The 26,008-nt window shown below is 70.4% G+C and carries 20 protein-coding genes; 8 read left to right on the forward strand and 12 right to left on the reverse strand.

Annotation, left to right across the window (positions count from 1 at the left end):
* Positions 1 to 192: 192 nt before the first annotated feature.
* A complete protein-coding gene (locus AC060L_RS04640) occupies positions 193 to 2,484 on the forward strand; it encodes an ATP-binding protein (protein ID WP_483797153.1) in 2,292 nt (763 codons plus the stop codon).
* On the opposite strand, the gene rpsD is transcribed toward AC060L_RS04640, so the two are convergent.
* Both rpsD and AC060L_RS04650 read right to left on the reverse strand, forming a co-directional pair.
* The gene (gene rpsD, locus AC060L_RS04645; protein WP_184940435.1) at positions 2,472 to 3,086 is read right to left on the reverse strand and encodes a 30S ribosomal protein S4; all 615 of its coding nucleotides are present in this window, start codon (positions 3,084 to 3,086) and stop codon (positions 2,472 to 2,474) included. The two genes, AC060L_RS04640 and rpsD, sit on opposite strands and share 13 nt — an antisense overlap.
* A gap of 363 nt (positions 3,087 to 3,449) precedes the next feature.
* On the reverse strand, positions 3,450 to 4,799 hold the full coding sequence (locus AC060L_RS04650) for a replication-associated recombination protein A (RefSeq protein ID WP_483797154.1): 1,350 nt from the start codon (positions 4,797 to 4,799) through the stop codon (positions 3,450 to 3,452).
* 64 nt (positions 4,800 to 4,863) lie between these two features.
* Between AC060L_RS04650 and AC060L_RS04655 the strand changes: the two genes are divergently transcribed.
* Positions 4,864 to 6,480 carry a glycoside hydrolase family 10-like protein gene (locus AC060L_RS04655; protein WP_483797155.1) on the forward strand — a complete coding sequence of 539 codons (1,617 nt, stop codon included), beginning with the start codon at positions 4,864 to 4,866 and terminating at the stop codon, positions 6,478 to 6,480.
* A gap of 593 nt (positions 6,481 to 7,073) precedes the next feature.
* Positions 7,074 to 8,144 carry a hypothetical protein gene (locus tag AC060L_RS04660; RefSeq protein ID WP_483797156.1) on the forward strand — a complete coding sequence of 357 codons (1,071 nt, stop codon included), beginning with the start codon at positions 7,074 to 7,076 and terminating at the stop codon, positions 8,142 to 8,144.
* Positions 8,145 to 8,396: 252 nt separating this feature from the next.
* Here the strand turns inward: AC060L_RS04660 and AC060L_RS04665 are convergent, their stop codons facing one another.
* From AC060L_RS04665 to AC060L_RS04680, 4 genes are all read right to left on the reverse strand, one after another.
* Complete coding sequence (locus AC060L_RS04665) at positions 8,397 to 9,608, reverse strand: Shedu immune nuclease family protein (RefSeq protein ID WP_483797157.1); 1,212 nt, start codon at positions 9,606 to 9,608, stop codon at positions 8,397 to 8,399.
* Positions 9,609 to 9,709: 101 nt separating this feature from the next.
* Positions 9,710 to 10,426 (reverse strand): hypothetical protein, encoded by a 717-nt coding sequence (locus AC060L_RS04670; RefSeq protein ID WP_483797158.1) that lies wholly within the window; start codon positions 10,424 to 10,426, stop codon positions 9,710 to 9,712.
* Between the two features lie 9 nt (positions 10,427 to 10,435).
* Positions 10,436 to 11,284, reverse strand: a complete 849-nt coding sequence (gene ppk2, locus AC060L_RS04675; RefSeq protein ID WP_483797159.1) for a polyphosphate kinase 2 — start codon at positions 11,282 to 11,284, stop codon at positions 10,436 to 10,438.
* A gap of 98 nt (positions 11,285 to 11,382) precedes the next feature.
* Positions 11,383 to 12,819 (reverse strand): phytoene desaturase family protein, encoded by a 1,437-nt coding sequence (locus AC060L_RS04680; protein WP_483797160.1) that lies wholly within the window; start codon positions 12,817 to 12,819, stop codon positions 11,383 to 11,385.
* A gap of 477 nt (positions 12,820 to 13,296) precedes the next feature.
* On the opposite strand from AC060L_RS04680, the gene AC060L_RS04685 reads away from it, so the two are divergent.
* The 3 genes from AC060L_RS04685 (at position 13,297) to AC060L_RS04695 (ending at position 15,697) form a co-directional block, all read left to right on the forward strand.
* Positions 13,297 to 13,941 (forward strand): sporulation delaying protein family toxin, encoded by a 645-nt coding sequence (locus AC060L_RS04685; protein WP_483797161.1) that lies wholly within the window; start codon positions 13,297 to 13,299, stop codon positions 13,939 to 13,941.
* Between the two features lie 146 nt (positions 13,942 to 14,087).
* Positions 14,088 to 14,687, forward strand: coding sequence for an SdpA family antimicrobial peptide system protein (locus AC060L_RS04690; protein WP_483797162.1), 600 nt, complete (start codon positions 14,088 to 14,090; stop codon positions 14,685 to 14,687).
* Positions 14,675 to 15,697 (forward strand): sporulation-delaying protein SdpB family protein, encoded by a 1,023-nt coding sequence (locus AC060L_RS04695; RefSeq protein WP_483797163.1) that lies wholly within the window; start codon positions 14,675 to 14,677, stop codon positions 15,695 to 15,697. The genes AC060L_RS04690 and AC060L_RS04695 overlap by 13 nt, the downstream gene beginning before the upstream one ends.
* A gap of 29 nt (positions 15,698 to 15,726) precedes the next feature.
* On the opposite strand, the gene AC060L_RS04700 is transcribed toward AC060L_RS04695, so the two are convergent.
* The 4 genes from AC060L_RS04700 to AC060L_RS04715 all read right to left on the reverse strand — a co-directional run bounded on the left by AC060L_RS04700 (position 15,727) and on the right by AC060L_RS04715 (position 20,149).
* Positions 15,727 to 16,233, reverse strand: a complete 507-nt coding sequence (locus AC060L_RS04700; protein ID WP_483797165.1) for a GNAT family N-acetyltransferase — start codon at positions 16,231 to 16,233, stop codon at positions 15,727 to 15,729.
* Positions 16,234 to 16,365: 132 nt separating this feature from the next.
* Positions 16,366 to 18,156 carry an aspartate--tRNA ligase gene (gene aspS, locus AC060L_RS04705; protein ID WP_483797166.1) on the reverse strand — a complete coding sequence of 597 codons (1,791 nt, stop codon included), beginning with the start codon at positions 18,154 to 18,156 and terminating at the stop codon, positions 16,366 to 16,368.
* Positions 18,153 to 19,415 carry a histidine--tRNA ligase gene (gene hisS, locus AC060L_RS04710; RefSeq protein WP_483797167.1) on the reverse strand — a complete coding sequence of 421 codons (1,263 nt, stop codon included), beginning with the start codon at positions 19,413 to 19,415 and terminating at the stop codon, positions 18,153 to 18,155. The genes aspS and hisS overlap by 4 nt, the downstream gene beginning before the upstream one ends.
* 11 nt (positions 19,416 to 19,426) lie before the next feature.
* Positions 19,427 to 20,149 carry an MBL fold metallo-hydrolase gene (locus AC060L_RS04715; protein WP_483797168.1) on the reverse strand — a complete coding sequence of 241 codons (723 nt, stop codon included), beginning with the start codon at positions 20,147 to 20,149 and terminating at the stop codon, positions 19,427 to 19,429.
* A 274-nt stretch (positions 20,150 to 20,423) separates the two neighbouring features.
* Between AC060L_RS04715 and AC060L_RS04720 the strand changes: the two genes are divergently transcribed.
* Both AC060L_RS04720 and AC060L_RS04725 read left to right on the forward strand, forming a co-directional pair.
* Entirely contained in the window at positions 20,424 to 21,239 is an 816-nt protein-coding gene (locus AC060L_RS04720) for a peptidylprolyl isomerase (protein ID WP_483797169.1), read from the forward strand.
* Between the two features lie 217 nt (positions 21,240 to 21,456).
* Entirely contained in the window at positions 21,457 to 22,686 is a 1,230-nt protein-coding gene (locus AC060L_RS04725; protein WP_483797170.1) for a DUF349 domain-containing protein, read from the forward strand.
* 180 nt (positions 22,687 to 22,866) lie between these two features.
* Here AC060L_RS04725 and AC060L_RS04730 read toward each other — a convergent pair whose 3' ends face one another.
* Both AC060L_RS04730 and AC060L_RS04735 read right to left on the reverse strand, forming a co-directional pair.
* Positions 22,867 to 25,311, reverse strand: a complete 2,445-nt coding sequence (locus AC060L_RS04730; protein WP_483797171.1) for a RelA/SpoT family protein — start codon at positions 25,309 to 25,311, stop codon at positions 22,867 to 22,869.
* A 141-nt stretch (positions 25,312 to 25,452) separates the two neighbouring features.
* Positions 25,453 to 25,998: an adenine phosphoribosyltransferase gene (locus AC060L_RS04735; RefSeq protein ID WP_483797172.1), complete on the reverse strand. Its 546-nt coding sequence runs from the start codon at positions 25,996 to 25,998 to the stop codon at positions 25,453 to 25,455.
* Positions 25,999 to 26,008 lie beyond the last annotated feature (10 nt).

Here is a 26,008-nt window from a genome sequence, read left to right on the forward strand (position 1 = left end):
TCCAGCCAGCCAACCCTATCGTGCCCGGACCCCGTGGCCCGACCGGATAACCGCTGGCGAGGCGCCACCCGGGCGGCCCGGCGCGCGCGTGAGGCGTTCAGGCGTACGAACCGCGACCGTAACCTACCGGCCGGTCACCTCGTTGGGCGGACCGGGGCACCGGTCCACGGGCCCGGAACTGGAGGGCGACCGGTGGCGCAGCAACGAGCGGGCGGACCCGGGCGGCTACCCGCGGAGGTCACCAGCTTCATCGGGCGTCGCGCCGAACTGGCAGCGCTGGACGTGCTGTTGAGACAGGCCAGGCTGGTCACGGTGACCGGCCCCGGCGGCGTCGGGAAGACCCGGCTGGCACTGCGGGCGGCGGCCGTCGCCGACGGGCGGCCCGGCTTCCCCGACGGCGCGTTCCTGGTCGAGGTCGGCGAGGTGCACGATCCGCTGCTGCTCGGCCATGCCCTGCTGGAGGCGCTGGAGCTGACCGACGCGACCGCCCGGCCGCCGCTGGACGTGCTCGCCGAGCAGCTCGCGGGCCGCCGGCTGCTGGTGGTGCTGGACGGCTGCGAGCACCTGGTGGCGGCCTGCGCCGAGCTGGTCACCGAGCTGCTGCGGGCCGTGCCCGGGCTGCGGGTGCTGGCCACCAGCCGGGAGCGGCTGCACGCGGCGGGCGAGCACCTGCTCCAGGTCGCCCCGCTGCCGGTCTCCGCACCTCTCGGCTCCCCGGGCTCCCCTGGCCCGGGCGCTGACCTCGGCGCGCCCGAGCCCGGACGGCTCGGGGAGCCGGCCGAGGCGGTGCGGCTCTTCGCCGACCGGGCGGCCGCGGTGCTGCCCGGCTTCACCGTCACCGCGCACAACCACGCCGAGGTCGCGCTGCTCTGCCACCGGCTGGACGGCATCCCGCTGGCCGTCGAACTGGCCGCCGGGCGCCTGGCCGCGCTCTCGGTGCAGCAGATCACGCTGCGGCTGGACGACCGGTTCCGGCTGCTCACCGGCGGCGTGCGCGGCACGCTCCCCCGGCACCAGACGCTGCGCACCGCGATCGGGTGGAGCCACGAGCTCTGCACGGCGCAGGAACGTTTGCTCTGGGCACGGCTCTCGGTCTTCGCCGGGTGCTTCGACCTGGAGGCGGTGGAGTACGTCTGCGCGGGCGACGGGATCGAGCCGGAGGACGTCTTCGAACTGGTCGCCGACCTGGTCGGCAAGTCGGTGCTGATCCGCGAGGAGAGCACCGGCATCGTCCGCTACCGGCTGCTGGACACGCTGCGCGACTACGGCGCGTACTGGCTGCAGGCCACCGAGGAGGAGCTGCGGCTGCGCCGCCGGCACCGCGACTGGTACTTCGGGCTGGCCGGCTGGGGCGAGGCGGAGTGGTTCGGGCCGCGCCAGCAGCAGGCCGCCGAGCGGACCACGCTCGCGCACACCAATCTGCGCGCCGCGCTGGAGTTCTGCCTGACCGAGCCGGGCGAGGAGCAGTCGGCGCTGCTGCTGGCCGGCACGCTCTGGTACTACTGGGTCGGCTCCGGCCACCTCGGCGAGGGCCGGCACTGGCTGGACCGGGCGCTCGCGCTGGACCGCACGCCCACCGAGGCGCGGGCCAAGGCGCTCTGGGTGACCGGCTACATGGCGACGCTGCAGGGCGATCCGGGCCGGGCGCTGCCGGTGCTGGAGGAGTGCCGGGCGCAGGCGCTGGCCACCGGCGACGACCGCGCGCTCGCCTACGCGCTGCACCGGCTCGGCTGCGCGGCCCTGATCGGCGACCGCCCGGCCCGCGCCGCCGAGCTGTTCGAGGAGGCGCTGTGGCACTACGAGACCATCGGCGAGCTGAACAGCAACGTGCTGATGGCGATGTTCGAGCTCGGCCTGGCCCGGATCTTCCAGGGCGAGCTCGATGAGGGCGAGCAGTGGATGAGCCGGATCCGCACGCTCTGCGAGGAGTACGGCGAGCAGTGGGCGTACGCGTACGGGCTCTACGCGATGGCGTACTCGCAGTGGCTGGCCGGCGACATCCCTCAGGCCCGGGCCCACGCCCGCGAGTGCCTGCGGCTGCACCACCTGTTCCGCGACCTGGTCGGGATCGTGCTCGGCCTGGAGATGCTCGCGCTGCTGGCCACCGAGCCGCCCGAGCGGCCCGATCTGGTCGAGGCCCGGCTGCTGCAAGGCGCGGCGCACCGGATCTGGCAGGCCGTCGGGATCCCGCTGTTCGGCTCCAGCTCGTTCAACGCGCTGCACCTGGAGTGCGAGGCACGGGCCAAGGCCGGGCTGAGCGAGCACGAGTTCACCGCCGCCTTCGCGCGCGGCGCCGCGCTCGATCTGGAGGCGGCGGTGCGGCGGGCGCTCGGCGCGGACGGCACGGACGGCGCCCCGCCCGCGCCCGGCGCCTGCGCGCTGGAACGGCCGGAGCCCCCGCGGCCCGAAGGCTGCGGGGGCTCCGTCGCGCCACCCGGTACGGAGACCGCACCCGGTAGCGGAATCGCGGGTCAGCGCGAGTAGTACTCGACGACCAGCTGCTCGTCGCAGATCACGGGGACCTCGCGACGCTGCGGCAGGCGGTCCAGGCGGAAGGCCAGCGCCTTGAGGTTGACCTCGAGGTACTTCGGGGTCGCGCCCTCGCCCGCGTAGCCACCCTCACGGGCGACCTGGAACGGGACCTTCTCCTTGGACTTGTCCTTGACCGTGACGACGTAGCCCGGCTTCATCTGGAACGACGGCTTGTTGACCTTGCTGCCGTTGACCTGGATGTGACCGTGCACGACCATCTGGCGGGCCTGGTAGATGGTGCGGGCGATGCCCGAACGCAGCACCATCGAGTCGAGACGGGTCTCGAGCTCGGCGACCAGCACCTCACCGGTCTTGCCCTCGGCCTTCTTCGCGCGGTCGAACGCGCGGGCCATCTGCTTCTCGCTCAGGTCGTACTGAGCGCGCAGACGCTGCTTCTCGAGCAGACGGACCTTGTAGTCCGAGTTCTGCTTGCGGCCACGGCCGTGCTGGCCGGGCGGGTACGGGCGGGCCTCGAAGTACTTGACGGACTTCGGGGTCAGCGGCACGCCAAGGGCACGCGCGATCTTGACCTTGGGACGCTTCTGGTTCGCCATGGAACCAAACCTCTTTCAGTGTGCGAATACGGCTTCACCAGGTGTTGACGGAGGTCGCCTCTCGCGGTCCGGAGAAAAACCACCCGGGGGTGATCAGCCGCTCTCCGAGGCCGGGCACTTGCGTGCATGCACACGAGTGGCCCACCGCCACTGTGCAGAGGTGGTGGGCTGCCCGCGACACCTGAAACGGTGCGCGACGCTCCTGGCAGCTCCCCTCGCGGGGTGCTGCGGGCCGACGTCCCGCTGGTGCGGCCGGTCAGCGTTGCGGCTGCCGGACCCGGGACATGGCACTTCGATCGAGTATACCGGGTGCTCAGCCGCGCTCTGCGCCGCCCCTTGTCGGCCGGTTGTCGACCGGCCGGGCTACTCGCCGTTGAGCTTGGACCTGGTCCACTCGACGGTGTCCGCGTACCGGGCCTCCGCGCCGTGCCGGGTCGGCCGGTAGTACGCCTTGCCGTGCACCTCGTCCGGCGCGTACTGCTGCGCCGCGATCCCGCCTGGCAGGTCGTGCGGGTACTGGTAGCCCTGGCCGTGGCCGAGCTTGCCCGCGCCGCCGTAGTGCGCGTCGCGCAGGTGCGGCGGGACGGCCCCGGCCAGCCCCTGGCGCACGTCCGCGAGCGCCGCGTCGATCGCGAGGTACGCCGCGTTCGACTTCGGCGCGAGCGCGAGGGCGATCGCCGCCTGCGAGAGGATGATCCGCGCCTCCGGGAACCCGATCAGCGCGACCGCCTGGGCGGCGGCGACGGCGGTCGGCAGCGCGGTCGGGTCGGCCAGGCCGATGTCCTCGCTCGCCGAGATCATCAGCCGCCGGGCGATGAAGCGCGGGTCCTCGCCAGCCTCGATCATCCGGGCCAGGTAGTGCAGCGTCGCGTCCACGTCGCTGCCGCGGATCGACTTGATCAGCGCACTCGCCACGTCGTAGTGCTGGTCGCCGTCCTTGTCGTAACGCACCGCCGCCTGGTTCACGGCGGTCTCGGTGGTGGCCAGCGTCAGCTCGCTCTCGCCGCGCTCCAGCGCCGCACCGGCCGCCGCCTCCAGCGTGGTCAGCGCCCGCCGGGCGTCGCCGCCGGCGAGCCGGACCAGGTGGTCCTCGGCCTCCTGGCTGACCGTGAGCCGCCCGGCCAGACCGCGATCGTCGGTGACGGCCCGGCGCAGCAACGCGCGGACGTCCTCGTCGGTGAGCGACTGGAGGGTGAGCAGGAGCGAGCGGGAGAGCAGCGGGGAGATCACCGAGAAGTACGGGTTCTCCGTGGTCGCGGCGATCAGCGTGACCCAGCGGTTCTCCACGGCGGGCAGCAGCGAGTCCTGCTGGGCCTTGGAGAAGCGGTGGATCTCGTCGAGGAAGAGCACCGTCTCGGTGCCGCTCATGCCGACCGCCCGGCGGGCGCCGTCGATCACGGCGCGGACCTCCTTGACGCCCGCGGTGATCGCGGAGAGCTCGACGAAGCGGCCCTCGACGGCCTGGCTGATCACGTGCGCGAGCGTGGTCTTTCCGGTACCGGGCGGCCCCCAGAGGATCACCGAGCTGGTCGCCGCCGGCCCCTTGGCGCCCGACACCAGCCGGCGCAGCGGCGAGCCGTCCTTGAGCAACTGGCGCTGGCCGGCCACCTCGTCGAGGGTGCGCGGGCGCATCCGCACGGCGAGCGGCGCCCGGCCGGGCTCCCTGGCCTGGCGGTCCTCGGCGGCGGCGGTGAAGAGGTCCGGTTCGTCCACCCGGCCAGGGTATGCGAGGGTCAGGACAGAAACGGCTGCCCGCCTCTTCCCCAGGAGACGTCGGATGGACCGCTCCACCAGCTGCCGGCCCGCGCGCAGGGACGTGCTGTCCGGCCTGGGCGCGGCGCTCGCCGCCTGCGCCACCGTCGGTGCCACCCGGCGCGCACGGCACACAGCGCACCACAGCCCCGGGCCGAGCGTCCCCACCAGCGCGGACCCCTCCGCCGGACGGCCCAAGCGGCAACTGCGCGGCCTGTGGGTCACCTCGCTGCACAACGCCGACTGGCCGGCCGCCCGCGGGCTGTCGCCCGAGCGGCTCCGGGCGGACTACACCGCACTGCTCGACCGGGCGCTCGCGATCGGCTTCAACGCCGTCTTCGTCCAGGTCCGCCCCACTGCGGACGCGCTCTGGCCGTCACGCCACGAGCCGTGGTCCGAGTGGCTGACCGGCACGCAGGGCCAGGACCCGGGCTGGGACCCGCTGGAGTTCCTGGTCCGCGCCACACACGAACGCGGCCTCGCGTTCCACGCCTGGTTCAACCCGTTCCGGGTGGCGATCCAGCCGGACCCCGCCAAGCTGCTGCCCGACCACCCCGCCCGCCGCAACCCCGGCTGGCTGGTCCGCTACAACGGCGAGCTCTATTACGACCCCGGCATCCCGGCCGTGCGCGCCTTCGTGCAGCAGGCGATCATGGACGCCGTGCTGCGCTACGACCTCGACGGCGTGCACTTCGACGACTACTTCTACCCGTACCCCCTCCCCCACCACGCGTTCCCCGACCACGCGAGCTTCGCCGCCCACGGGAAGGGGTTCACCGACCGCGCCGCCTGGCGCCGCCACAACATCGACCTGATGGTCCGCGAGACGCGCGACCTGGTCCGCGCCGCTCGCCCCGAAGTGGCCTACGGCGTAAGCCCGTTCGGCGTCTGGCGGAACCGGACCAGCGACCCGCGCGGCTCCGCCACCGCCGCCTTCGTGCAGAGCTACGACAGCCAGTACTCGGACACCCTCGGCTGGGCCCGCAAGGGCTGGATCGACTACATCGCGCCACAGCTCTATTGGTGCTTCGGCTACACCATCGCGGACTACGCCGTCCTCGCCCCCTGGTGGGCCGAACAGATCGCCGGGACCGACGCGCTGCTCTGGATCGGCCAGTCCGCCTCCCGCCCCGGCGCCCCCGACCGCCCGGGCGCCTGGCAGGACCCCGCCGAACTCTCCCGCCACCTCGCGCTCAACGCCACCCTGCCCGCCATCGGCGGCGACATCTTCTTCAGCGCCCGCGCCGTCCAGCTCGACCGGATCGGCGCGATCGGCAAACTCGCCGCCGAGCACTGGCAGCGCCCGGCCCTGCTCCCCCTGCTCCCCCGCCTCGCCAGCGGCACCCCACCCGCGCCGCCCACCCTGCACCTCGCCGACGGCCACCGGGCGCTGCGGATCTCCTCCCAACCCGGGGCGTTCCAGTACGGCATCTACCGGTACGACAGCTACCCCGGACCGAGCCCCTCCCCCGATCCCACCCGACTCACCGCCCTCCTCCCGGCACTCACCACCGACCACTACCAGCCGCCAACGAACACGCCGGGCACACCGCGCACGCCGGGCACCTGGTACGCGGCCACCGCGATCGACCGCGCCGGCCGCGAGAGCGCGGCCGGCCGGCCGACCCTGCTGATCCTCTGACGCATCCCCTCGCCGGCACCGACTCACTTCTGATAGGAAGTCAGGAAGGCGGGCCAAAAAGGCCGTTGCCCTGTTGCAGGACTCCCAGCTGCCGTCAGATGCTGACCCGGGCGGCCGTCGGCCCGATCCGTTTCGGCCAAGCCACCACGACCGACGTCACCTTCGGCGGGCGCATCACCCTCGCCCGACACACAGGATCCGGCCGCTCCGCCCGGAAGGGCGGTCCGAGGTGCCAGAGGAGATCATCCGGGAAGTAGCAGAACTATTACCGCGCCGCGAGTTGGACGAGACGGAAATAGCTTAAGCCCGCCTTCGACTGAGGCCAGCCAAGTCCTCCGCACCCAGTCAGCCCCCGAGCATCTTCATGGCATGCTCGATCAGTCGTTTTCGTCTCGCGTCCCATTTTAAGTGACGGACCGCGACCCGTCTTCGGATTCCTCTGGAGCACTGTGGAGGCCTACACGAGCGACAACAAGGTGGGCCAAGCCATGGCCTTCATCTACTAGAACAAAGGAGTATCCGAAATTTCCGAGACCGCAGCAACAAACGCAGTGCCACCGGCCATCACCGGCCGGAAGACACAACGGCCCACGATGCTGGCCCCGTTCACCCGGGCCAGCCACGAACACATCGAGCCCATGTTCGATGCAACACAGACGCTGGGCACAAGCTCAGCGGCCATGGGTTCCTGGGACTTGCCTCCATACGGCTTCCTCCGCAGCATCATCCTGGACGTGCACGCGACTGGCGGCACCGGTACCGGCGTCACTACTTCCGAGGACTCACCATGGAATGTTATCTCAGAGATCACGCTCATTGATGCCAATGGCTCCCCGGTGGTCGGGCCTTTAAGTGGCTATGACCTATACCTCATCAACAAGTGGGGTGGAGTAACCGGTGCGAACTCAGATCCGAAGGCGTCGCCAATGTATTCAGCAGTGGCCCCAACCGGCGGCAGCTTTCGGTTCTGCTTGCGCATTCCCGTGGAAATATCAGCGCGTAGCGCACTGGGTGCCCTGCCCAATATGAATTCCGCGTCCCCGTGGATGCTACGCATCACCCTGGCATCCGGCTCAACCCCCTACGGCACCGCTCCGACTACCCTCCCGATTGTGCGGATCCGTGCACACCTCGAGACGTGGAGCCAGCCCCAGCAGACTGATCTCAACGGCGCTCCCACCGCGCAGCAGCCCCCAGCGATCGGCACCATATCGTACTGGTCCAAGAACACCATCAACGTAGCCAACGGCATCAATACCGTGCGCCTGCCACGAATGGGCTTACTCATTCGCAACCTGCTGTTCGTCTACCGCGACAGCAGCGGCTCCCGAGCGAATGGTGCGAGCCTGTTCCCAGACCCGTGCTCGATCTACTGCGACATGCGTCTCCTCAAGACGTACGGCCGTGATGTGTGGCGTCATGAGATGTATCGAAAGACGAACTACTACCAGGTAGCCGAGTCCATGAATGGCCTCGATAATGGGGTTTTTGTGGAGGACTACTGCCACGACTTCGACGGCAAGATCGGCGCGGAGCTGCGTGATCAGTATCTCAGTACCACGCATTCCACGTGCTACGAACTCTCCGGTTCGTTCACAGGCGCCGGTGTTCTGACCGTCATCACGAACGATGTGGCTGCCACTTCCGAAATCTTCGTGAACTGATACCGCAGAACAGGTCAAGGATCTCGGCTCCGCGAAGGCGGCGGGCCTGATCGTGAGCGGTTCCGTCATCCTCCTGACCGTTCTCCAGTGCGGCTTTAACGGGGTTCCGGTCCACATCGGTTCCTGCCAGCTAAGTGTGAACGTCTGCGAACCGCGATGGACAGCATTCGGGAGAATTGGAAAGCATGTCGAGGCCCCGACCACAGCGTTGGTCGGGGCCGCCTGTCGGTCAGTCCTCCGTCAATGCGGCGACTAAGCGTCGGGGAGGTCCCCCAGGGAACGTCTGGCGTTGTCGATGAGCTCCTTGTACGTGATGACCTCGACACGGTTCACGTGCGTGTTGAATGTCCTGAGCGCTTCGTTGATCTCCCGCTCCGGCACGCTCGGCTGGACGGCTGGATGGCCGATCAGAACGATGGCGCTTGCTCGGCGTGTCTCGATGCCGAAGTCCTCGAAGATCTGCTGGCGGTTCTCATCCAGCCCGACAAGGTAGTTGACTGCCTGGCCGACTGCGTCGTGCACCTCAGCGGTAGGCACCCATGCTCCGCGATATCGCTTCACCAGCGAACCGTTCATGCTCATGGCTCGCTTCAACTCGACGATGTGAAGACTTCCATCACCGCGGATCAGAGGAATGTCGACCTCGTCACCGGGCACCAACCTGCGCTGAGCAGCTTCCCCAATAAAACGCCCACCGAAGATCCAGTGCTGCCCCTCCAGCGCCCGCTGTAGGTCCGACTCTGTGGCTGTTCTGTCCTCAGCCACTTTGCACAGGGTGGCCAGACGGGCCGAGCGCTGCTGAAGCTGTGCCGCCCGGAGGATCATCTGGCCATCTGGATCAGCGGCGAGGAGCGCCAACGCCTCTGGCGAGGCGGCAATCCGCTGAGCGGCCTCCGCCGGGTCTTCGATATCGATCCGCTCCTGAAGCACCCGCTCCAGCCACACCATCCTCTCCGCCCGGCCGCGGAGGAGCGAGTAGCGCGCCGGCCGACCTTCCGGCGCTACGAGATACCGCGCGTCATGGCTGAGCGTGTTGATATAGGCCAGCAGATCATCCACATCTGCACCGGGGTGCTGGTCCAGGAACTCGCGCCCGGCTTCGGCGACGTACTTGTAGTTGTTCTCAAGCATGCTCGCCACAGACCGTCGCAGCCGTTGGTTGCGTATGCCGTCTTGAAAGAGCCGGTATCTCTCGTCGAACTCCGGCTGCAGGATCCGTTCCTCGGCGTAGTCCAGGGAGTCATGCAGCAGCCGCACAACCTCCCACTCACCGACCGAGGCAGCGCACCCGCGCGCCTCTGCCAGGAGTTGCACGAGCACCTTCCCACCCCTGCGGTGGCCGCCGCGTCCAGTGCTCATGTGCTGGAGCACGGAGGTGACCGCTCGCTTCACCTCGTCGTTCGCCGCCTGCTCGTGAACGTACCTGAGCTGCAGTTCCAGCGAGAGATCCGATCTGATACCCATACGCTGAAGTGTGACCTGCCGGTGTGACAGTGCCTTGTGAAGCAATCGAGGAGCCACCCGGTCTCAGTGGCAAGAGGTGCGGAGCACAAGCCGCCTGTCGCTCAGTCACCGGACTCCTCGGTGCGTTCGGGGAGCAGCAGGACGGCGCCGACGAGGAAGCACACCGCGCCGATCAGTGTTTGCGTGTTGGCCCGGTCGATGTCGTGCACCTGGCCGGTGATCGGGTTGATGTAGCCGGCCACCGCCGAGATGCCGAAGGCGATGGACCCGATCAGGTTGGCCAGTGTGATCCACCACGCCCAGGACCGGGGGTGCCAGGCGAGCCAGCCGTGGCACGTCTCGTACCAAGCCAGCAGGCTGGCCACCAGGAAGCAGACGGAGCCGATCGCATCGGGTCGCCAGACGTGCTGGTGGGCGGCCGGGGCGGAGAGGTTGTCGGCCATGGCGAGCCCGGTGCTGATGTTGAAGTACAGGGTTCCGGCCAGCTGGATCGCGGTGGACCACCAGTCGATCCGGCGGGGCTGGCAGGTGAAGAAGCGCCGGTGGTGGGGGTTCTGCGCCGGTGAGGCGGCATCGACCGTCTCGCGGTAGCAGAGGAAGGAGGCCGAGGTGAAGAAGAGGGAGCCGATGAAGTAGGTGATCGTGTCCCCGCGGGCTCCGACCGCGTCGGCGTAGCCGGAGACCGAGCCGAGCGCGAACAGCAGCGATCCGACGGCGAACAGGACCGCGATCCACCAGCCACGGGCCGCCGGGGCCCACCAGGTCGATCCGGTGGCCGGCTTCTGGTGCTTGCGGTGACGACGCGATTCCAGGCGCACGACGCCCCCCTACTTCTTCGCCTTCTTCTCCTGCTTCCTCTTCTTGCCCTCCAGCTTCGCCGCGTGGTCCGGCACGTACTTCTGCAGGTCGCGCGGCGGGCGCTGGTAGCCCTTGGACGGCGGGCGGGGCGGCAGGGCGACCGGGGGCTTGGTCACGTCCTCGTAGGGGATGGTGGAGAGCAGGTGGGCGATCATGTTGATCCGGGCGCGGCGCTTGTCGTCGCTCTCGACCACGTTCCACGGGGCCTCGGTGATGTCGGTCTGGACGAACATCTCGTCCTTGGCCCGCGAGTAGTCCTCCCACCGGCTGATCGACTCGGTGTCCATCGGGGAGAGCTTCCAGCGGCGCATCGGATCGGCGAGGCGGGCCTGGAACCGGCGCTCCTGTTCCTTGTCGCTCACCGAGAACCAGTACTTGCGCAGCACGATGCCCGCCTCGATGAGCATCCGTTCGAAGGTCGGGCACTGCTGGAGGAACTGGCGGTATTCCTCCTCCGTGCAGAAGCCCATCACCCGCTCGACGCCCGCCCGGTTGTACCAGCTGCGGTCGAACAGGATGATCTCGCCGGCGGCCGGCAGCTGCTCCACGTAGCGCTGGAAGTACCACTGGCCGCGCTGGCGCTCGGTCGGGGCCGGCAGCGCGGCGATCCGGGCGACGCGCGGGTTGAGGAACTCGGTCACCCGCTTGATCGCGCCGCCCTTGCCGGCGGCGTCCCGGCCCTCGAAGACGACCACCAGCCGGACGCGTTCGAGCTGTACCCACGCCTGGAGCTTCACCAGCTCGCCTTGCAGGCGCAGGAGTTCGGCCTCGTACAGCGACTTCGCAAGGCGGGGTTGCTGGGCGGGCGCGTCGGTCACGTGGCGTCTCCTGGGGGCGGGCCGAACGGTGGCTGATGAGCAGTCACGTTAGGTCGCGGGGGACGAAACGGCGGCTCGGCGCGGCGGCCGGGGAGGGATCAGCCGCCCAGCCGGCGCAGTGCCGAGCGGGCGGCGTGGTGGCCGCACATGCCGTGGATGCCGGCGCCCGGCGGGGTGGCGGCCGAGCAGAGGTAGACGCCGGGGACGCCGGTCCAGTACGGGTCGGGGACCAGGCGCGGGCGGGCGACCAACTGCCAGGGAGTGTTGGCGCCGCCGATGATGTCGCCGCCGACGAAGTTCTCGTTGTAGGCGGCGTACTCGGGCGCGGAGCGGGTCGCCTGAGCCACGATCCGCTCGCGCGCGCCCGGGGCGAACCGCTCGATCTGACCCAGGATCGCCTCGGTCGCATCGCCGGAGTAGCCGGCCGGGACGTGCGCGTAGGCCCAGACCGGGTTCAGGTCGCCCCGCGAGCGGGACGGGTCGGCCAGGTACTGCTGGCCGACCAGCACGAACGGCCGTTCGGGCATCCGGCCGCCGTGGATCTCGCGCTCCGCGTGCGCGACCTGGGCCAGCGTGCCGCCCAGGTGCACCGTCCCGGCCCGGGCGCAGGCCGGGTCACGCCAGGGCAGGTGCCCCTCGACGGCCAGGTCGAGCTTGAACGCGCCCGGCCCGTGCTGCCAGCGCGCGTACGCCCGGCGGACCCGCGGCGGCAGCCGGTCCCCCGCGATCGCCAGCGCCGCGCGCGGCGAGACGTCCAGCATCACCACGGCGCCCGGCGGCAGTTCGGCCAGCGAGCGGACCCGCACCCCGGTCTCGATGCGGCCGCCGCGTTCGCGCAGCACGGCGGCCAGCGCGTCGGTCACCGTCCTGGTGCCGCCGGCCGCCACCGGCCAGCCGTGGCGGTGCGCCGAGGCGCCGAGCATCAGGCCGACCGAGGCGGCGGAGAGCGGCCGCTCCAGCGGGTGGAAGGCGTGCGCGGCCATCCCGGCGAAGAGCGCGCGGGCGGCCGGCGTGTACAGCCGGCGGGCCACCCCGCCCACGCCGCGCAGCGCCCGCGCGCCGAAGCCGGCGAGGCGGACCGGGTGGCGCGGCACCCGCAGCACCGGGCCGAGCAGGTCCTCAGCGAGCTCGTCGAAGTGCGCGCCGAGCGGCTCGAAGAGCGCGCGCCAGGCGGGCCCGTCGGGGCCGAGCGCCTCGGCGGTGCGCTCCAGCGAGCGGTAGAGCGCGCCGGCCGGTCCGGCGTCCAGCGGGTGCGCCAGGTCCACCTCCGGGTAGCACCAGCGGACACCGTGACGCTCGAGGCCGAGCCCGCGCAGGAACGGCGATCCGGGCCCGAGCGGCAGCACGGCGGCGCAGTGGTCGTGCAGCAGGCCGGGGAGGGTCAGTTCGCTGGTCCGGGTACCGCCGCCGATCTCGGCCGCCGCCTCCAGCACGGTGACCCGCAGGCCGGCACCGGCCAGCTCGACCGCGGCGGCCAGTCCGTTCGGGCCGGAGCCGACCACGACGGCCTCGGTGCTGTGTCCTGCGGTGTTCATCGAATTGTCCCTTTCGGAGCCGGGCGACGACGGACCGATGGCACGCCAAGAATGCCACACGGCGCCATTCGACCACGCTCCATCCGGCGCCCCATGACATTTTGTCAACGTGCCGAAGTCCGCCCACTCCCCCCGCCCTCCGATACTGCGTCCGATAGTCGTTGACGCTCCGACCAGGCCACTGCATGATGAATTCCGCCGGTGATCACGTCACCGGCACACGGGGAAGGCAGACGATTCCAAGGCTCGGACGCGAGCACTTCGACCGTCTGCGGGGTGCACCAACCATTGGGCGCCACCGACACGTACGCACGCCGCGCGCAGCATGCACGCTGTGACGTTCCCCGGGATATTCGGTCCGGCCACGGACGCGGGTTCCCGCAGCACTCCCGCTGCCGGTGAACTCCCGTCGGTATCGGGCGCGCCCGGATATCCCTCACCACCATCGACCTTCACACGAATGTGAGTGGGATCAAGATGAATCTGAAGACTCGTTCACTGGTCTCTGCCACCGTCGCGGCCGGCCTGGCCCTCGGCATCGCCGGGACCGCGATGGCCGCCGCCCCGGCGCAGGTCGCCAAGCCGGCCACCGCGACCGTCACCAAGGCCCACACGGGCTCGTACACCGACGGTGAGGTGCTCGGCGTACTGCTCTTCGCGAACGGCCGGGCCGCCGAGGAGCACCCCGCGCTGGCCAAGGAGATCAAGGCCCAGCACCCGGGCGTGGCCACCACCACGGTGACTGCCGCGCAGGAGGACTACCTCGCCAAGCAGCTGACGGTCATCGACCCCGCCTACCACAACGAGGTCACCGAGGCCATCCAGGCCAAGGACCCGTTCGTGGTGCAGAACGGGATCCAGCGGCTGAACAGCGACATGAAGCAGTACCTGACGAAGACCAGCACGGCGTCGAACACCGTTGACGCGAACGTGGTCCGCCCGGACGGCTTCCTGAAGCTGTGGGCCAACGTGGTCGTCGCGGCCAACGTCTCGGTCGTCGCGAACGTCTCGGTCGCCTCCGAGGTCGCGGCCGTGTTCGTCGTCGCCTACAGCTACGACCTGACGGCGCAGAACAGCCTGGACACGGACGGCCTGGTCGCGTCGGTCTCCTCGAACCTGTGACGCGGTAACGCAGTGACGCAGTAGCGCCGCAACCAATGGTGTCCCGCCGAGACCGCGGCTCGGCGGGACACCGTTCCCGACCCCGATTACGGCGCGCCCGACCGGCGCCCGACCGGAAAACGCCCCCACCTACCAGGGACCCGTTCATGGCCAGCACCAATGTCACCGCCGGGCTGCTGTCACCGACACCGACCCGGGCCGCCCGACGGCAGTTGGCGATATTCTCCGCCAGCTGCGCGGTAATCTTCGGATTTCTGCTCGTCTCGCTCTTCTACACCATTCCCAGCAATGTCCTGAGCAGCCGCCATTCGGCCGGCGCCAGGACTTTCTTCAATGCCATCGCCCCGCAGGACTGGGCATTCTTCACGAAGAATCCGGAAACCAGCAAGCTCGGCGTCTACGCGTTCGACGGCACGCACACCCGCAGCCTGCTGCGCACTCCGCAGGCGAATGCCTCGAACTATTTCGGGCTGTCCCGCGAGCAGCGGGCGCAGGGGCCCGAACTCGGCTTCGTCAACAGTGCGGCCACCGACTGGGCGACGTGTTCCGGCCTGCTCGCCGGCTGCCTGCAGGACGCCGCGGCCACGCCGGCCCAGCGGATCGAGAACGACAGCCCGGTCCCGACCGTCTGCGGTGACACCTTCCTGACCGAGGAGAAGACCGTGCCCTGGGGGTACCGAAACATCGTGTCGTACGAGAACCGGGTCGTCCGGGTCGCCCACGTGGACGTGGCATGCGTGCGCTGACCGCCCTCGACTCGCTGGCCGGTGGTCTCGACCGGCACCTGCACCGCTTCGACGCCCGCAACCGGTGGTTCGGCATCGGCCGCTCGCTGGTCTGCTTCGCCGAGCTGACCGTGGTGCTGCTGACCCCGTCCAAGGCGCTGCTGGTCCCGGTGCTCGGGATGGGCAACGGGCCCAAGTGCGGCTCGATCGACACGATCTCCGCCTTCTGCATCGGCCATGACTCGATCGGCGCGGAGTGGCCGCGCTGGCTGCTGGTCGTCATCCTGGCGGCCGCCGCGAGCGGCTACCGGCCGCGCTGGACGGTGCTGCCGCAGCTCTGGGCCGTCTTCTCGATCGCGACCAGCATCTCGCTGCCCGACGGCGGTGAGTCGATCGGGCTGATCGTCTCGCTGCTGATGGTCCCGATCGGGCTGGCCGACGACCGCACCTGGCACTGGCAGCCGGCGACCAGCGCGGCCTCACCGGCCTGGCGTGCGGTCTCCTTCGCCGCCTTCCTCGCGATCCGGCTGCAGCTGGCGTACATCTACCTGGACAGCGCGATCAGCAAGTTCGGCGTCGCCGACTGGGCGAACGGGACCGCCGAGTACTACGTGCTGCGCGACAACATGTTCGGCGCCGCCAAGCCACTCGCCCCGCTGCTGCTGGCGGTCTCCAAGAACTCCGTGATCATCGCCTCGATGACCTGGGGAGCGCTGGTGATCGAGATCGCCATCGCGGTCTGCCTGCTCTCCTCGGACCGCTGGCGCAAGGTCGGGCTGGCGATGGACGTCGCACTGCACGGCATGATCATCTTCACCATGGGCCTGTGGAGCTTCGCACTGATCATGATCGGCTCCTCGGTGATGGCAGCCACCCCGGGCCGCTCCGCCCGCCGCGAGGAGCAGGCGCAGGAGCAGGAGCAGGCAAAGGCGCACGCGCAGGCACAGAAGCAGACGTCGGCGACCGCAACGTCGGCGACCACGACTTCCGGTGCGGCGAAGGCCGGGACTCTGACGCCCTCTCAGGCCTGACGCCACACCGGCGGACCCCGGCCGGGCCGTCAGACTCCGTCGAACGGCTCCGGGTACTCGCACGGCCCGGTCGGGGTGCCGTCGTAGCCGGGCAGTGGGAGGGCCTGGAAGACCTCCTCGGGCACCTCGTACGGTCCGGTCACGCCGTGCCGGGCCGCCGGGACGAAGCCGAAGCGGCCGTAGTAGCCGGGATCACCGAGGACCACCACGAGCCGCTCCCCCTCCTGTTCGGCGGCGGCCAGCGCGGCACGGACAAGCCGTTCGCCGACGCCACGGCGCTGCCACTCCGGGGCCACCGCGACCGGGGCCAGCGCCAGCGCCTCGCCGCCGCCGACCCGCAGCCGGGTGAGCAGCGCGTGGGCGACGACCAGTCCGCCGGGGTCCGTCGCGACCAGCGAGAGCGCGGGCAGCCAGGCCGGGTCGTGGCGCAGCGCGTCCACCAGGTCGGCCTCCTCCGGGCCGGGGAAGGCCGCCATGTGCACCCGCCTGGTCGCGGGTGCGTCGGACGGGTCCTCGACTCTGATCCGCAGCTTCATGGGGCCCACTCCCTTGTGGACGGGTTCCGGTACGGACGCCGGTACGGACGGACGGGCGGGATGCCCACACAAGCGCTCCGGCCGGTGCGCGGGGTGCGCACCGGCCGGAGCTGGTTCACGACTGACTGATCGTCAGGACTCCTGCGGAGCCTCCGACTTGGCCTCGTCCTTCAGACGGGGCTTGGCGTCGACACCGGCCTCGCGGCGCTGCGCCGGCGTGATCGGGGTCGGCGCGCCGGTCAGCGGGTCGCCGCCGGTGGACGTCTTCGGGAACGCGATGACGTCGCGGATCGTGTCGTAGCCGCCGAGCAGCGTGACGACCCGGTCCAGGCCGAGCGCGATGCCACCGTGCGGCGGCGGGCCGTAGTTGAACGCGTCGAGCAGGAAGCCGAACTGCGAGGCCGCCTCCTCCTCGGAGAGGCCGATCGCGTCGAACGCCCGCTTCTGCACGTCCCGCTGGTGGATACGGATCGAACCGCCGCCCAGCTCCGAGCCGTTGAGCACCAGGTCGTAGGCGTTGGAGAGCGCGTTGCCCGGGTCGGTGTCGAAGCTGGCCAGCGACTCGGCGGTCGGCGCGGTGAACGGGTGGTGCACCGCGTGCCAGCCCTGGAACTCGCCCTTGTCGTCCTCGATCGGCTCGAACATCGGGAAGTCCACGACCCAGAGGAAGGCCCACTTGGACTCGTCGATCAGCTCGCAGCGGCGGCCGATCTCCAGGCGGGCGGCGCCGAGCAGCTCCTGCGAGGCGGTCTTCTTGCCCGCCGCGAAGAAGATCGCGTCACCGTTCTTGGCGCCCGCGGCGGCCGCGAGGCCGGCCAGGTGCTCGGCGTTGAGGTTCTTGGCGACCGGACCGCGCAGCTCGCCGGTCTCGGCGTCGATGACGACGTAGGCCAGGCCGCGCGCGCCGCGCGCCTTCGCCCAGTCCTGCCAGGCGTCGAGCGCCTTGCGCGGCTGCGAGGCGCCGCCGGGCATGACCACGGCGCCGACGTACGGCGCCTGGAAGACCCGGAACTCGGTGCCCTTGAAGTACTCGGTCAGGTCGGTGAGTTCCTGGCCGAAGCGGACGTCCGGCTTGTCCGAGCCGTAGCGGTTCATCGCGTCGGCGTAGGACATCCGCGGCAGCGGGTTGGGGATCTCGTAGCCGTGCACCTCGCGCCAGATCGCGCCGATGATCTTCTCACCGAGCGCCAGCACGTCCTCCTGGTCGACGAACGAGGCCTCGACGTCGAGCTGGGTGAACTCCGGCTGGCGGTCCGCGCGGAAGTCCTCGTCGCGGAAGCAACGGGCGATCTGGTAGTAGCGCTCCATGCCGGCCACCATCAGCAGCTGCTTGAACAGCTGCGGGGACTGCGGCAGCGCGTACCAGTGACCGGGCTGGAGCCGGACCGGCACCAGGAAGTCGCGGGCGCCCTCGGGGGTGGAACGGGTGAGGTACGGCGTCTCGATGTCGAGGTAGTCGCTCTCCTCCATCACCCGGCGGATGATGTTGTTCACCTTGGAGCGCAGGCGCAGCGCGCGAGCCGGGCCCTCGCGGCGCAGGTCCAGGTAGCGGTAGCGCAGCCGGACCTCCTCGTTGACCGTGCCCGGCTCGTACTCGGCGACCTGGAACGGCAGCGGCGCGGCCTCGGAGAGCACCTCGATCGAGGTGACCACGATCTCGACGGCGCCGGTCGGGATGTCCGGGTTCTCGTTGCCCTCGGGGCGGATCCGGACGTCGCCGACCACCTTGACGCAGTACTCGGCGCGCAGGCCGTGCACCGAATCGAGGTCGCGGACCACGATCTGCACGGTGCCGGAGGCGTCGCGCAGGTCGATGAAGGCCACCCCGCCGTGGTCGCGGCGGCGGGCGACCCAGCCGGCCAGGGTGACGGTCGTTCCGGCGTGCTCCGCGCGGATCGTGCCCGCGTCGTGCGTGCGGATCACAGCTGCTTCTCCTTCAGGGTGGTGACGAGTGCGTCGAGGGCGACGGGGACCTGCTCGCCGGTCGACATGTCCTTGAGCTGGACGACGCCCTCGGCCAGGTCGCGCTCACCGGCGATCACGGCGAAGCGGGCCCCGGACCGGTCGGCGGACTTCATGGCGTTCTTGATGCCCTTGACGCCGAAGGCGAGGTCGGTGGCCACGCCGGCCCGGCGCAGCTCGGTCACCTTGGCGAACAGGATGCTCTTGGCCTCCTCGCTCAGCGCCACGGCGTAGACCGAGGTGGTCGCCGGAACGTCGAGGACGACGCCCTCGGCCTCCAGCGCGAGGTAGGTGCGGTCCACGCCCAGGCCCCAGCCGACCGAGGGCAGCGCCGGGCCGCCGAGCATCTCGGAGAGCCCGTCGTAGCGCCCGCCGCCGCCGATCGCGGACTGCGCGCCGAGGCCGCCGTGCACGAACTCGAACGTGGTGCGGGTGTAGTAGTCCAGGCCGCGGACCAGCTTCGGGTCGTCCACGAAGGCGACGCCGGCCGCGGCGAGCAGCTGGCGGACCTGCTCGTCGTAGGCCTTGCAGTCCTCGCAGAGGTAGTCGCGCAGCATCGGCGCGCCGGTCAGCTGGGCCTGCACGGCCTCGCGCTTGTCGTCGAGCACCCGCAGCGGGTTGATCTCGGCGCGGCGGCGGGTGTCCTCGTCCAGGTCCAGGTCGCGCAGGAAGTCCTGCAGCGCGGCGCGGTAGACCGGGCGGCACTGCTTGTCACCCAGGCTGTTCAGCAGCAGCTTGTAGTCGCGCAGGCCGAGCGAGCGGAACGCGTCGTCCGCCAGGATGATCAGCTCGGCGTCCAGCGCCGGGTCCTCGGCGCCGAGCGCCTCCGCGCCGACCTGGGCGAACTGGCGGTAGCGGCCCTTCTGCGGGCGCTCGTAGCGGTAGAACGAGCCCGAGTACCAGAGCTTGACCGGCAGGTTGCCCTGCTTGTGCAGGTTGGCCTCCAGTACCGCGCGGACCACCGAGGCGGTGCCCTCGGGGCGCAGCGCGAGCTCTTCCTTGCCACGCTGGGTGAGCGTGAACATCTCCTTGGTGACGATGTCGGTGGACTCACCGACACCGCGGGAGAAGAGCTTGGTGTCCTCGAAGACCGGGGTCTCGATGTAGCCGTAGCCGGCCCGGCGCAGCGGGGCGGCCAGCGCCTGACGCACCGCCAGGAAGGTCGCGGAGCTGGGCGGGAGCAGGTCGTAGGTGCCCTTGGGGGCGGTGAAGGCGTTCAACTTCTCTTCCGTCACATTCCTCGTTGCGGCGCGGAGGGCCCAAAAGAGTCCAGGGAGGCCAACGCCCCGGCCGCTTGCCTGAGGTAGGGGTTGGTGGCGCGCTCTTTGCCGATGGTGGTCTGGGCGCCGTGGCCGGACAGCACCACGGTGGCGTCGTCGAGGGGCAGGCAGACCCGGGCCAGCGACTGCATGATCGCGGCATGGTTGCCGCCCGGGAGGTCCGTGCGCCCGATGGAGCCGGCGAAGAGCAGGTCGCCCGAGAAGAGAACCGGAGGGATCTCCTCGGTGGCGGGCGTCCGGAACGTCACCGACCCCCCGGTATGGCCCGGCGCGTGGTCGACGGTCATCCGCAGCCCCGCCAGCTCCAGCACCGAGCCGTCGGTCAGCTCGCGCAGGTCGGACGGCTCGCCGATGGTCAGCTCGCCGAGCAACTGCTGGCCGATCGCCCGGCCCAGCGCCTTCTCGGGATCCGTCAGCATGAACCGGTCGTCCGGGTGGATGTACGCCGGGACGTCCCTGGCGCCGCAGATCGGGACCACCGAGGCGACGTGGTCGATGTGCCCGTGCGTGAGCACCACCGCGACCGGCTTCAGGCCGTGCTCGCGGATCATCGTCTCGACGCCCTCGGCCGCCTGGTGCCCGGGATCGACGATCACGCACTCCTCGCCGGCGGCCGGCGCGACCAGGTAGCAGTTGGTGCCCCAGGCTCCGGCGGGAAATCCGGCGATGAACACGGCAGTCCTCAATCGGTCGAACGGGGCGTGGAAAGTCTTCGGTGCAGCCTACCGGCGGTAAGGCACCGGTCGCGAACCAGATAGGGGGCGCGGCGCCGAGCGGTTCGTTCGTGATCGCCGCCATGCGCGCTTCATCGAGTTCTCAGGGACCGGGTCCCTACACTTGGCGGCCATGGGGTGCGATGATCCGCGGGGCGCCTGTACGGCGCCCAAACCCCCGAACGACGAAGAACCTGACTCAAGACGCAGTCGAAACACCTAGGAGACACGGCCGGTGGTCAGCAGCGAACAGCGGCGACGGCAGCTCGCCCGCGAGAAGTACGAGCGCCAGCAGGAGAACCGCGTCCAGGCCGCGGCCAAGGCGAAGCGCCGCAACGCCATCGTCGGCGGCGTGCTCGCGCTCGTCGTGATCGGCGGCGTCTCCTCCGCCGCCGCCGGCGTCTTCTCCTCGGACAAGAAGAGCACCGCGAGCGCCGACACCGCGCCGACCGCGGCGGTGCCGAGCAGCGCCGCACCGAGCCCGGTGGCGGTCAAGGGCTGCACCACGCCGCAGCCGGGCCAGCCGAACGGCAAGCAGTGGCCGGCCGAGCCGGCCATGACGGTGGACACCAAGTCGACCTACACCGTCCAGATGGACACCAGCTGCGGCAACGTGACGCTCCAGCTGGACCCCTCGAAGGCGCCGCACGCGGTGAACTCCTTCGTCTTCCTGGCCGGGCAGAACTTCTTCGACCACGTGAAGTGCCACCGCCTCACCACCGAGGGCATCTACGTCCTGCAGTGCGGTGACCCGACCGGCACCGGCACCGGTGGTCCGGGCTACAAGTTCCCCGACGAGAACCTGACCGGCGCGACCTACCCGGCCGGCACCGTCGCGATGGCCAACTCCGGTAAGAACACCAACGGAAGCCAGTTCTTCCTGGTCTACAAGGACACCCAGCTGGACCCGAGCTACATCCCGTTCGGCAAGATCACCGGCGGCATGGACGTGCTGAACAACATCGCCGCCGGCGGCGTCCAGGGCGGCACCGGCGACGGTGCGCCGAACGCGAACGTGGTCTTCAACAAGGTCACCGCCACCAAGGACTGACCGCGCGAAATCGGCCCGGCCCGGATGCGGACAGCACCGGGCCTGGTCGCCTATGTTGCTGTTGTATAGGGTGCCTTGACCCGACCGCCGTCACCCACGGCAGCCGAACAGATCGGGCGGGCAAGGACGGCGGGCCATCGGTCCGCCGCACATTCAACTGTGGACGACGGACCCGCACCACGAGGCCGTGGGCGGGACGTCATGTGGAGGAGGCGCTGTGAGCAGCGACCCGTGGGGCCGTGTCGACGAGCAGGGGACCGTCTACGTCAGGACCAGCGAGGGCGAACGCGTCGTCGGCTCCTGGCAGGCGGGCTCCCCCGAGGAGGCTCTCGCCTACTTCGAGCGCAAGTACCAGGGCCTGGCCGCCGAGATCGGCCTGCTGGAGCACCGCGTGCGCAAGACCGACCTGGCTGCCAAGGAGGCGCAGACCGCGCTCGACCACCTGCGCGCGCAGGTCGTCGAGGCACACGCGGTCGGCGACCTGGAGGCGCTCGCGAAGCGGCTGGACACGCTGGCCGGCGAGATCGAGTCCCGCCAGGTCGAGCGCAAGGCGGCTCGGGCCAAGGCGGCCGACGAGACCCGCACCGCCAAGGAGGCGCTGGTCGCCGAGGCGGAGCAGCTCGCCGAGTCCACCCAGTGGCGGGAGGCCGGCGACCGGCTGCGCGCCCTGGTGGACACCTGGAAGGGCCTGCCGCGACTCGACCGCAAGAGCGACGACGAGCTGTGGCACCGCTTCTCGCACGCCCGCTCGGTCTTCTCCAAGCACCGCAAGGCGCACTTCGCGCAGCTGGACGCCGAGCGTGACTCGGCCCGGGCGGTCAAGGAGCGGCTGGTCGCCGAGGCCGAGGCGCTGTCGAACTCCACCGAGTGGGGCGACACCGCGGCCCGCTACCGCGATCTGATGGCGCAGTGGAAGGCCGCGGGTCGGGCCCAGCGGGACGCCGAGGACGAGCTGTGGGCGCGGTTCCGCGGCGCCCAGGACGTCTTCTTCCAGGCCCGCTCGGCCGTCTTCACCGAGCGCGACGCCGAGCAGGGCGAGAACCAGAAGCTCAAGGAGGCCCTGCTCGTCGAGGCCGAGGCGATCCTGCCGATCACCGACCTAAAGGCCGCCAAGGCCGCGCTGCGCGAGGTCAACGAGCGCTGGGAGGCGATCGGGCACGTGCCGCGCGACGCCCGGCCGAAGCTCGACGCCCGGCTGAACACGGTCGAGCGGGCGATCCGCGAGGCCGAGGAGGCCGAGTGGCAGCGCTCCAACCCGGAGGCCAAGGCCCGTGCGGCCGGCATGACGGGGCTGCTCCAGGGCGCGGTCGACAAGCTGAAGGCCGACCTCGACAAGGCCCGCGCGGCCGGCAACGAGAGCAAGGCCAAGAAGCTGGAGACCGAGCTGGCGGGCCGGCAGGCGCTGCTCGACCAGGCGCTGAAGAGCCTGGAGGAGTTCAGCGGCTGATTCTTCGAGCCGCACAAGGATCGGGCCCGGGGGGGGGGGGGGGGGGGGTGTGGGGGGGGGGGGGGGGGGTTTTTTTTTTTTGGTTTTTTTTTTTTCTGTGGTTAGAGAAGGGAGGGGGTTTTCTTTGTTTTCCCTCTCTTTTCCTCCCCCCCCGGGCCCGATCCGTTTGCCGCTGTGCGGCTACTTGCGCGCCGAGGTCACCCGGTACACGTCGTAGACGCCCTCCACTCCGCGCACCGCCTTGAGCACGTGCCCCAGGTGCTTGGGGTCGCCCATCTCGAAGGTGAAGCGGCTCATCGCGACCCGGTCGCGGGAGGTCTGCACCGCCGCCGACAGGATGTTGACGTGCTGGTCGGAGAGCACCCGGGTGACGTCCGAAAGCAGCCGCGACCGGTCCAGCGCCTCGACCTGGATCGCGACCAGGAAGACCGAGGACTGGGTCGGCGCCCACTCGACCTCGATCATCCGCTCCGGCTGCTGGGTCAGCGAGTCCACGTTGACGCAGTCGGCGCGGTGCACCGAGACGCCGTTGCCGCGGGTGATGAAGCCGACGATCGGGTCGCCCGGCACCGGCGTGCAGCAGCGCGAGAGCTTGACCCAGACGTCGTCCACGCCCTTGACGATGACGCCGGGGTCGCCCTTGGCGCGCCGGCGGCGGGCCGCCCGGCCGTCCTGGGTCGGGATGGCCGTCTCGGCGTACTCCTCGGACGCGCTCTCCTCGCCGCCGAGCGCCTGCACCAGCTTCTGCACGATGGACTGCGCGGTGACGTGCCCCTCGCCGATCGCGGCGTAGAGCGAGGAGATGTCGGGGTAACGCATCTCGTGCGCGAGCGTGACCAGCGAGTCGCCGGTCAGGATCCGCTGGATCGGCAGGCCCTGCTTGCGCATCGCGCGGGCGATCGCCTCCTTGCCCTGCTCGATCGCCTCCTCGCGGCGCTCCTTGGAGAACCAGGCCCGGATCTTGTTGCGGGCCCGCGGCGACTTGACGAACCCGAGCCAGTCGCGGGACGGGCCGGCGCCCTCGGCCTTGGAGGTGAAGACCTCGACCAGGTCGCCGTTCTCCAGCGTCGATTCCAGCGGCACCAGCCGCCCGTTGACCCGGGCTCCTATGCAGCGGTAGCCGACCTCGGTGTGCACGGCGAACGCGAAGTCCACCGGGGTGGCACCCGCGGGGAGCGCTATGACGTCACCCTTGGGGGTGAAGACGAAGACCTCGTTGTTGGAGAGGTCGAAGCGCAGCGACTCGAGGAACTCGCTCGGGTCCTCGGTCTCCTTCTGCCAGTCCAGCAGCTGCCGCAGCCAGGCCATCTCGTTGACGGCGCCGGCCTTGTCCTCCTTGCGGACCTGGGTCGGGGTGTCGGTGCGCACCTTGGAGGCGCCGGCCACCGCGCGCTGCTTGTACTTCCAGTGCGCCGCGATGCCGTACTCGGCCCGCCGGTGCATGTCGAAGGTGCGGATCTGCAGCTCGACCGGCTTGCCGCCGGGGCCGATCACCGTCGTGTGCAGCGACTGGTACATGTTGAACTTGGGCATCGCGATGTAGTCCTTGAACCGGCCGGGGACCGGGTTCCACCGCGCGTGGATGGTGCCGAGCGCCGCGTAGCAGTCGCGGACGGTGTCGACCAGGACCCGGATGCCCACCAGGTCGTAGATCTCGGCGAAGTCGCGACCGCGGACGATCATCTTCTGGTAGACCGAGTAGTAGTGCTTCGGCCGGCCGGTCACCGAGGCGGAGATCCGGGCGCCGCGCAGGTCGCCCTGCACCTGGTCGATCACGGTCGCCAGGTACTCGTCCCGCTTCGGCGCGCGCTCGGCGACCAGCCGGACGATCTCGTCGTACATCTTCGGGTAGAGGATGGCGAAGGCCAGGTCCTCCAGCTCCCACTTGATGGTGTTCATGCCCAGCCGATGCGCCAGCGGGGCGTAGATCTCCAGCGTCTCGCGGGCCTTCTTCTCCTGCTTCTCCCGCTTGAGGTAACGCATGGTGCGCATGTTGTGCAGCCGGTCGGCGAGCTTGATCACCAGGACCCGGGGGTCCTTGGCCATCGCGACGACCATCTTGCGGACCGTCTCGGCCTGGGCGGCCTCGCCGAACTTGACCTTGTCCAGCTTGGTGACGCCGTCCACCAGCAGCGCGACCGAGTCGCCGAAGTCCTGGCGCAGCGTCTCCAGGCCGTAGTCGGTGTCCTCGACGGTGTCGTGCAGCAGGCCGGCCATCAGCGTGGCGGCGTCCATGCCGAGCTCGGCCAGGATGGTGGCCACGGCGAGCGGGTGGGTGATGTACGGGTCGCCGCTCTTGCGCTTCTGGCCGCGGTGCCAGCGCTCGGCGACCGCGTAGGCCCGCTCGATGTCGCGCAGCAGCGCCGGGTCGGCCTTCGGGTCGTTCGCCCGGATGGTGCGGAACAGCGGCTCCAGCACGGGGTTGAGCACCGTGGAGCGCTGGCCGCCGAAACGGGCCAGCCGGGCGCGCATACCGCCGGAGGAGGAGCCGGCCCGGGCGGCGGCGGCCGCGGCGCGGGCGTAGCCCGAAGGGGGCGGGGTCGGACGTGCCGGGGTGGCCCCCGAAGGCGCGGGCTGATTGCTGGGGGCGGCGGCCTCGGCCGTGGGGACTACCTCGTCGGGCAAGGACACTCCTCGGTACGCACCGGATGAACCTTCATCGTACCGAGCATGGCGCGCCGACGTTTAGCCGCCCGGTGGCTGACATGCCGAGAGCGGTGATCACAGATGTGATCACCGCTCTCGATTCAGCCGGGTGCTACCGGCTCAGACCGTGACGAGCGTCTCCAGCGGAGCGCCGCCCAGGTGCGGGACGAGCCGCTCACGGCCGGGCAGGAAGCCCAGCTCCATCAGCACGACCACGCCGACCAGCTCCGCCCCGGTCCGCTGGACCAGGTCCAGCGAGGCCGCGATGGTGCCGCCGGTGGCCAGCACGTCGTCCACCACCAGCACCCGCTCACCAGGCTCGAAGGCGTCGCACTGCACCTCCAGCGTGGCCGAGCCGTACTCCAGGTCGTAGGACTGCTGGAAGACCTCGCCGGGCAGCTTGCCCTTCTTGCGGATCGGCACGAAGCCGAGCCCGGCCGCGAAGGCCGCCGGGGCCGCCAGCACGAAGCCGCGCGCCTCCAGGCCGACCACCTTGGTCGCCCCGAGCTCCCTGGCCCGCTCCGCCAGCGCCCGGGTGAGCGCCGCGAAGGCCTCGGCGTCGGCGAGCAGCGGGGCGATGTCCTTGAACAGCACCCCCGGCTTCGGATAGTCGGGGACGTCGCGGATCCGGCTGTTCAGCAGGTCGGCGAGTGCGGTGTCGGTCATGGAACGCTCC

It is taken from the genome of Kitasatospora sp. NEAU-69 (assembly GCF_057158765.1).

Coding starts and splice junctions, on each gene's coding strand:
- rpsD (WP_184940435.1), bottom strand. CDS start 3,086: ATGGCGAACCAGAAGCGTCCCAAGGTCAAGATCGCGCGTGCCCTTGGC.
- AC060L_RS04655 (WP_483797155.1), top strand. CDS start 4,864: ATGGACCGCTCCACCAGCTGCCGGCCCGCGCGCAGGGACGTGCTGTCC.
- AC060L_RS04660 (WP_483797156.1), top strand. CDS start 7,074: ATGCTGGCCCCGTTCACCCGGGCCAGCCACGAACACATCGAGCCCATG.
- AC060L_RS04665 (WP_483797157.1), bottom strand. CDS start 9,608: ATGGGTATCAGATCGGATCTCTCGCTGGAACTGCAGCTCAGGTACGTT.
- AC060L_RS04680 (WP_483797160.1), bottom strand. CDS start 12,819: ATGAACACCGCAGGACACAGCACCGAGGCCGTCGTGGTCGGCTCCGGC.
- AC060L_RS04685 (WP_483797161.1), top strand. CDS start 13,297: ATGAATCTGAAGACTCGTTCACTGGTCTCTGCCACCGTCGCGGCCGGC.
- AC060L_RS04690 (WP_483797162.1), top strand. CDS start 14,088: ATGGCCAGCACCAATGTCACCGCCGGGCTGCTGTCACCGACACCGACC.
- AC060L_RS04695 (WP_483797163.1), top strand. CDS start 14,675: ATGCGTGCGCTGACCGCCCTCGACTCGCTGGCCGGTGGTCTCGACCGG.
- AC060L_RS04700 (WP_483797165.1), bottom strand. CDS start 16,233: ATGAAGCTGCGGATCAGAGTCGAGGACCCGTCCGACGCACCCGCGACC.
- AC060L_RS04735 (WP_483797172.1), bottom strand. CDS start 25,998: ATGACCGACACCGCACTCGCCGACCTGCTGAACAGCCGGATCCGCGAC.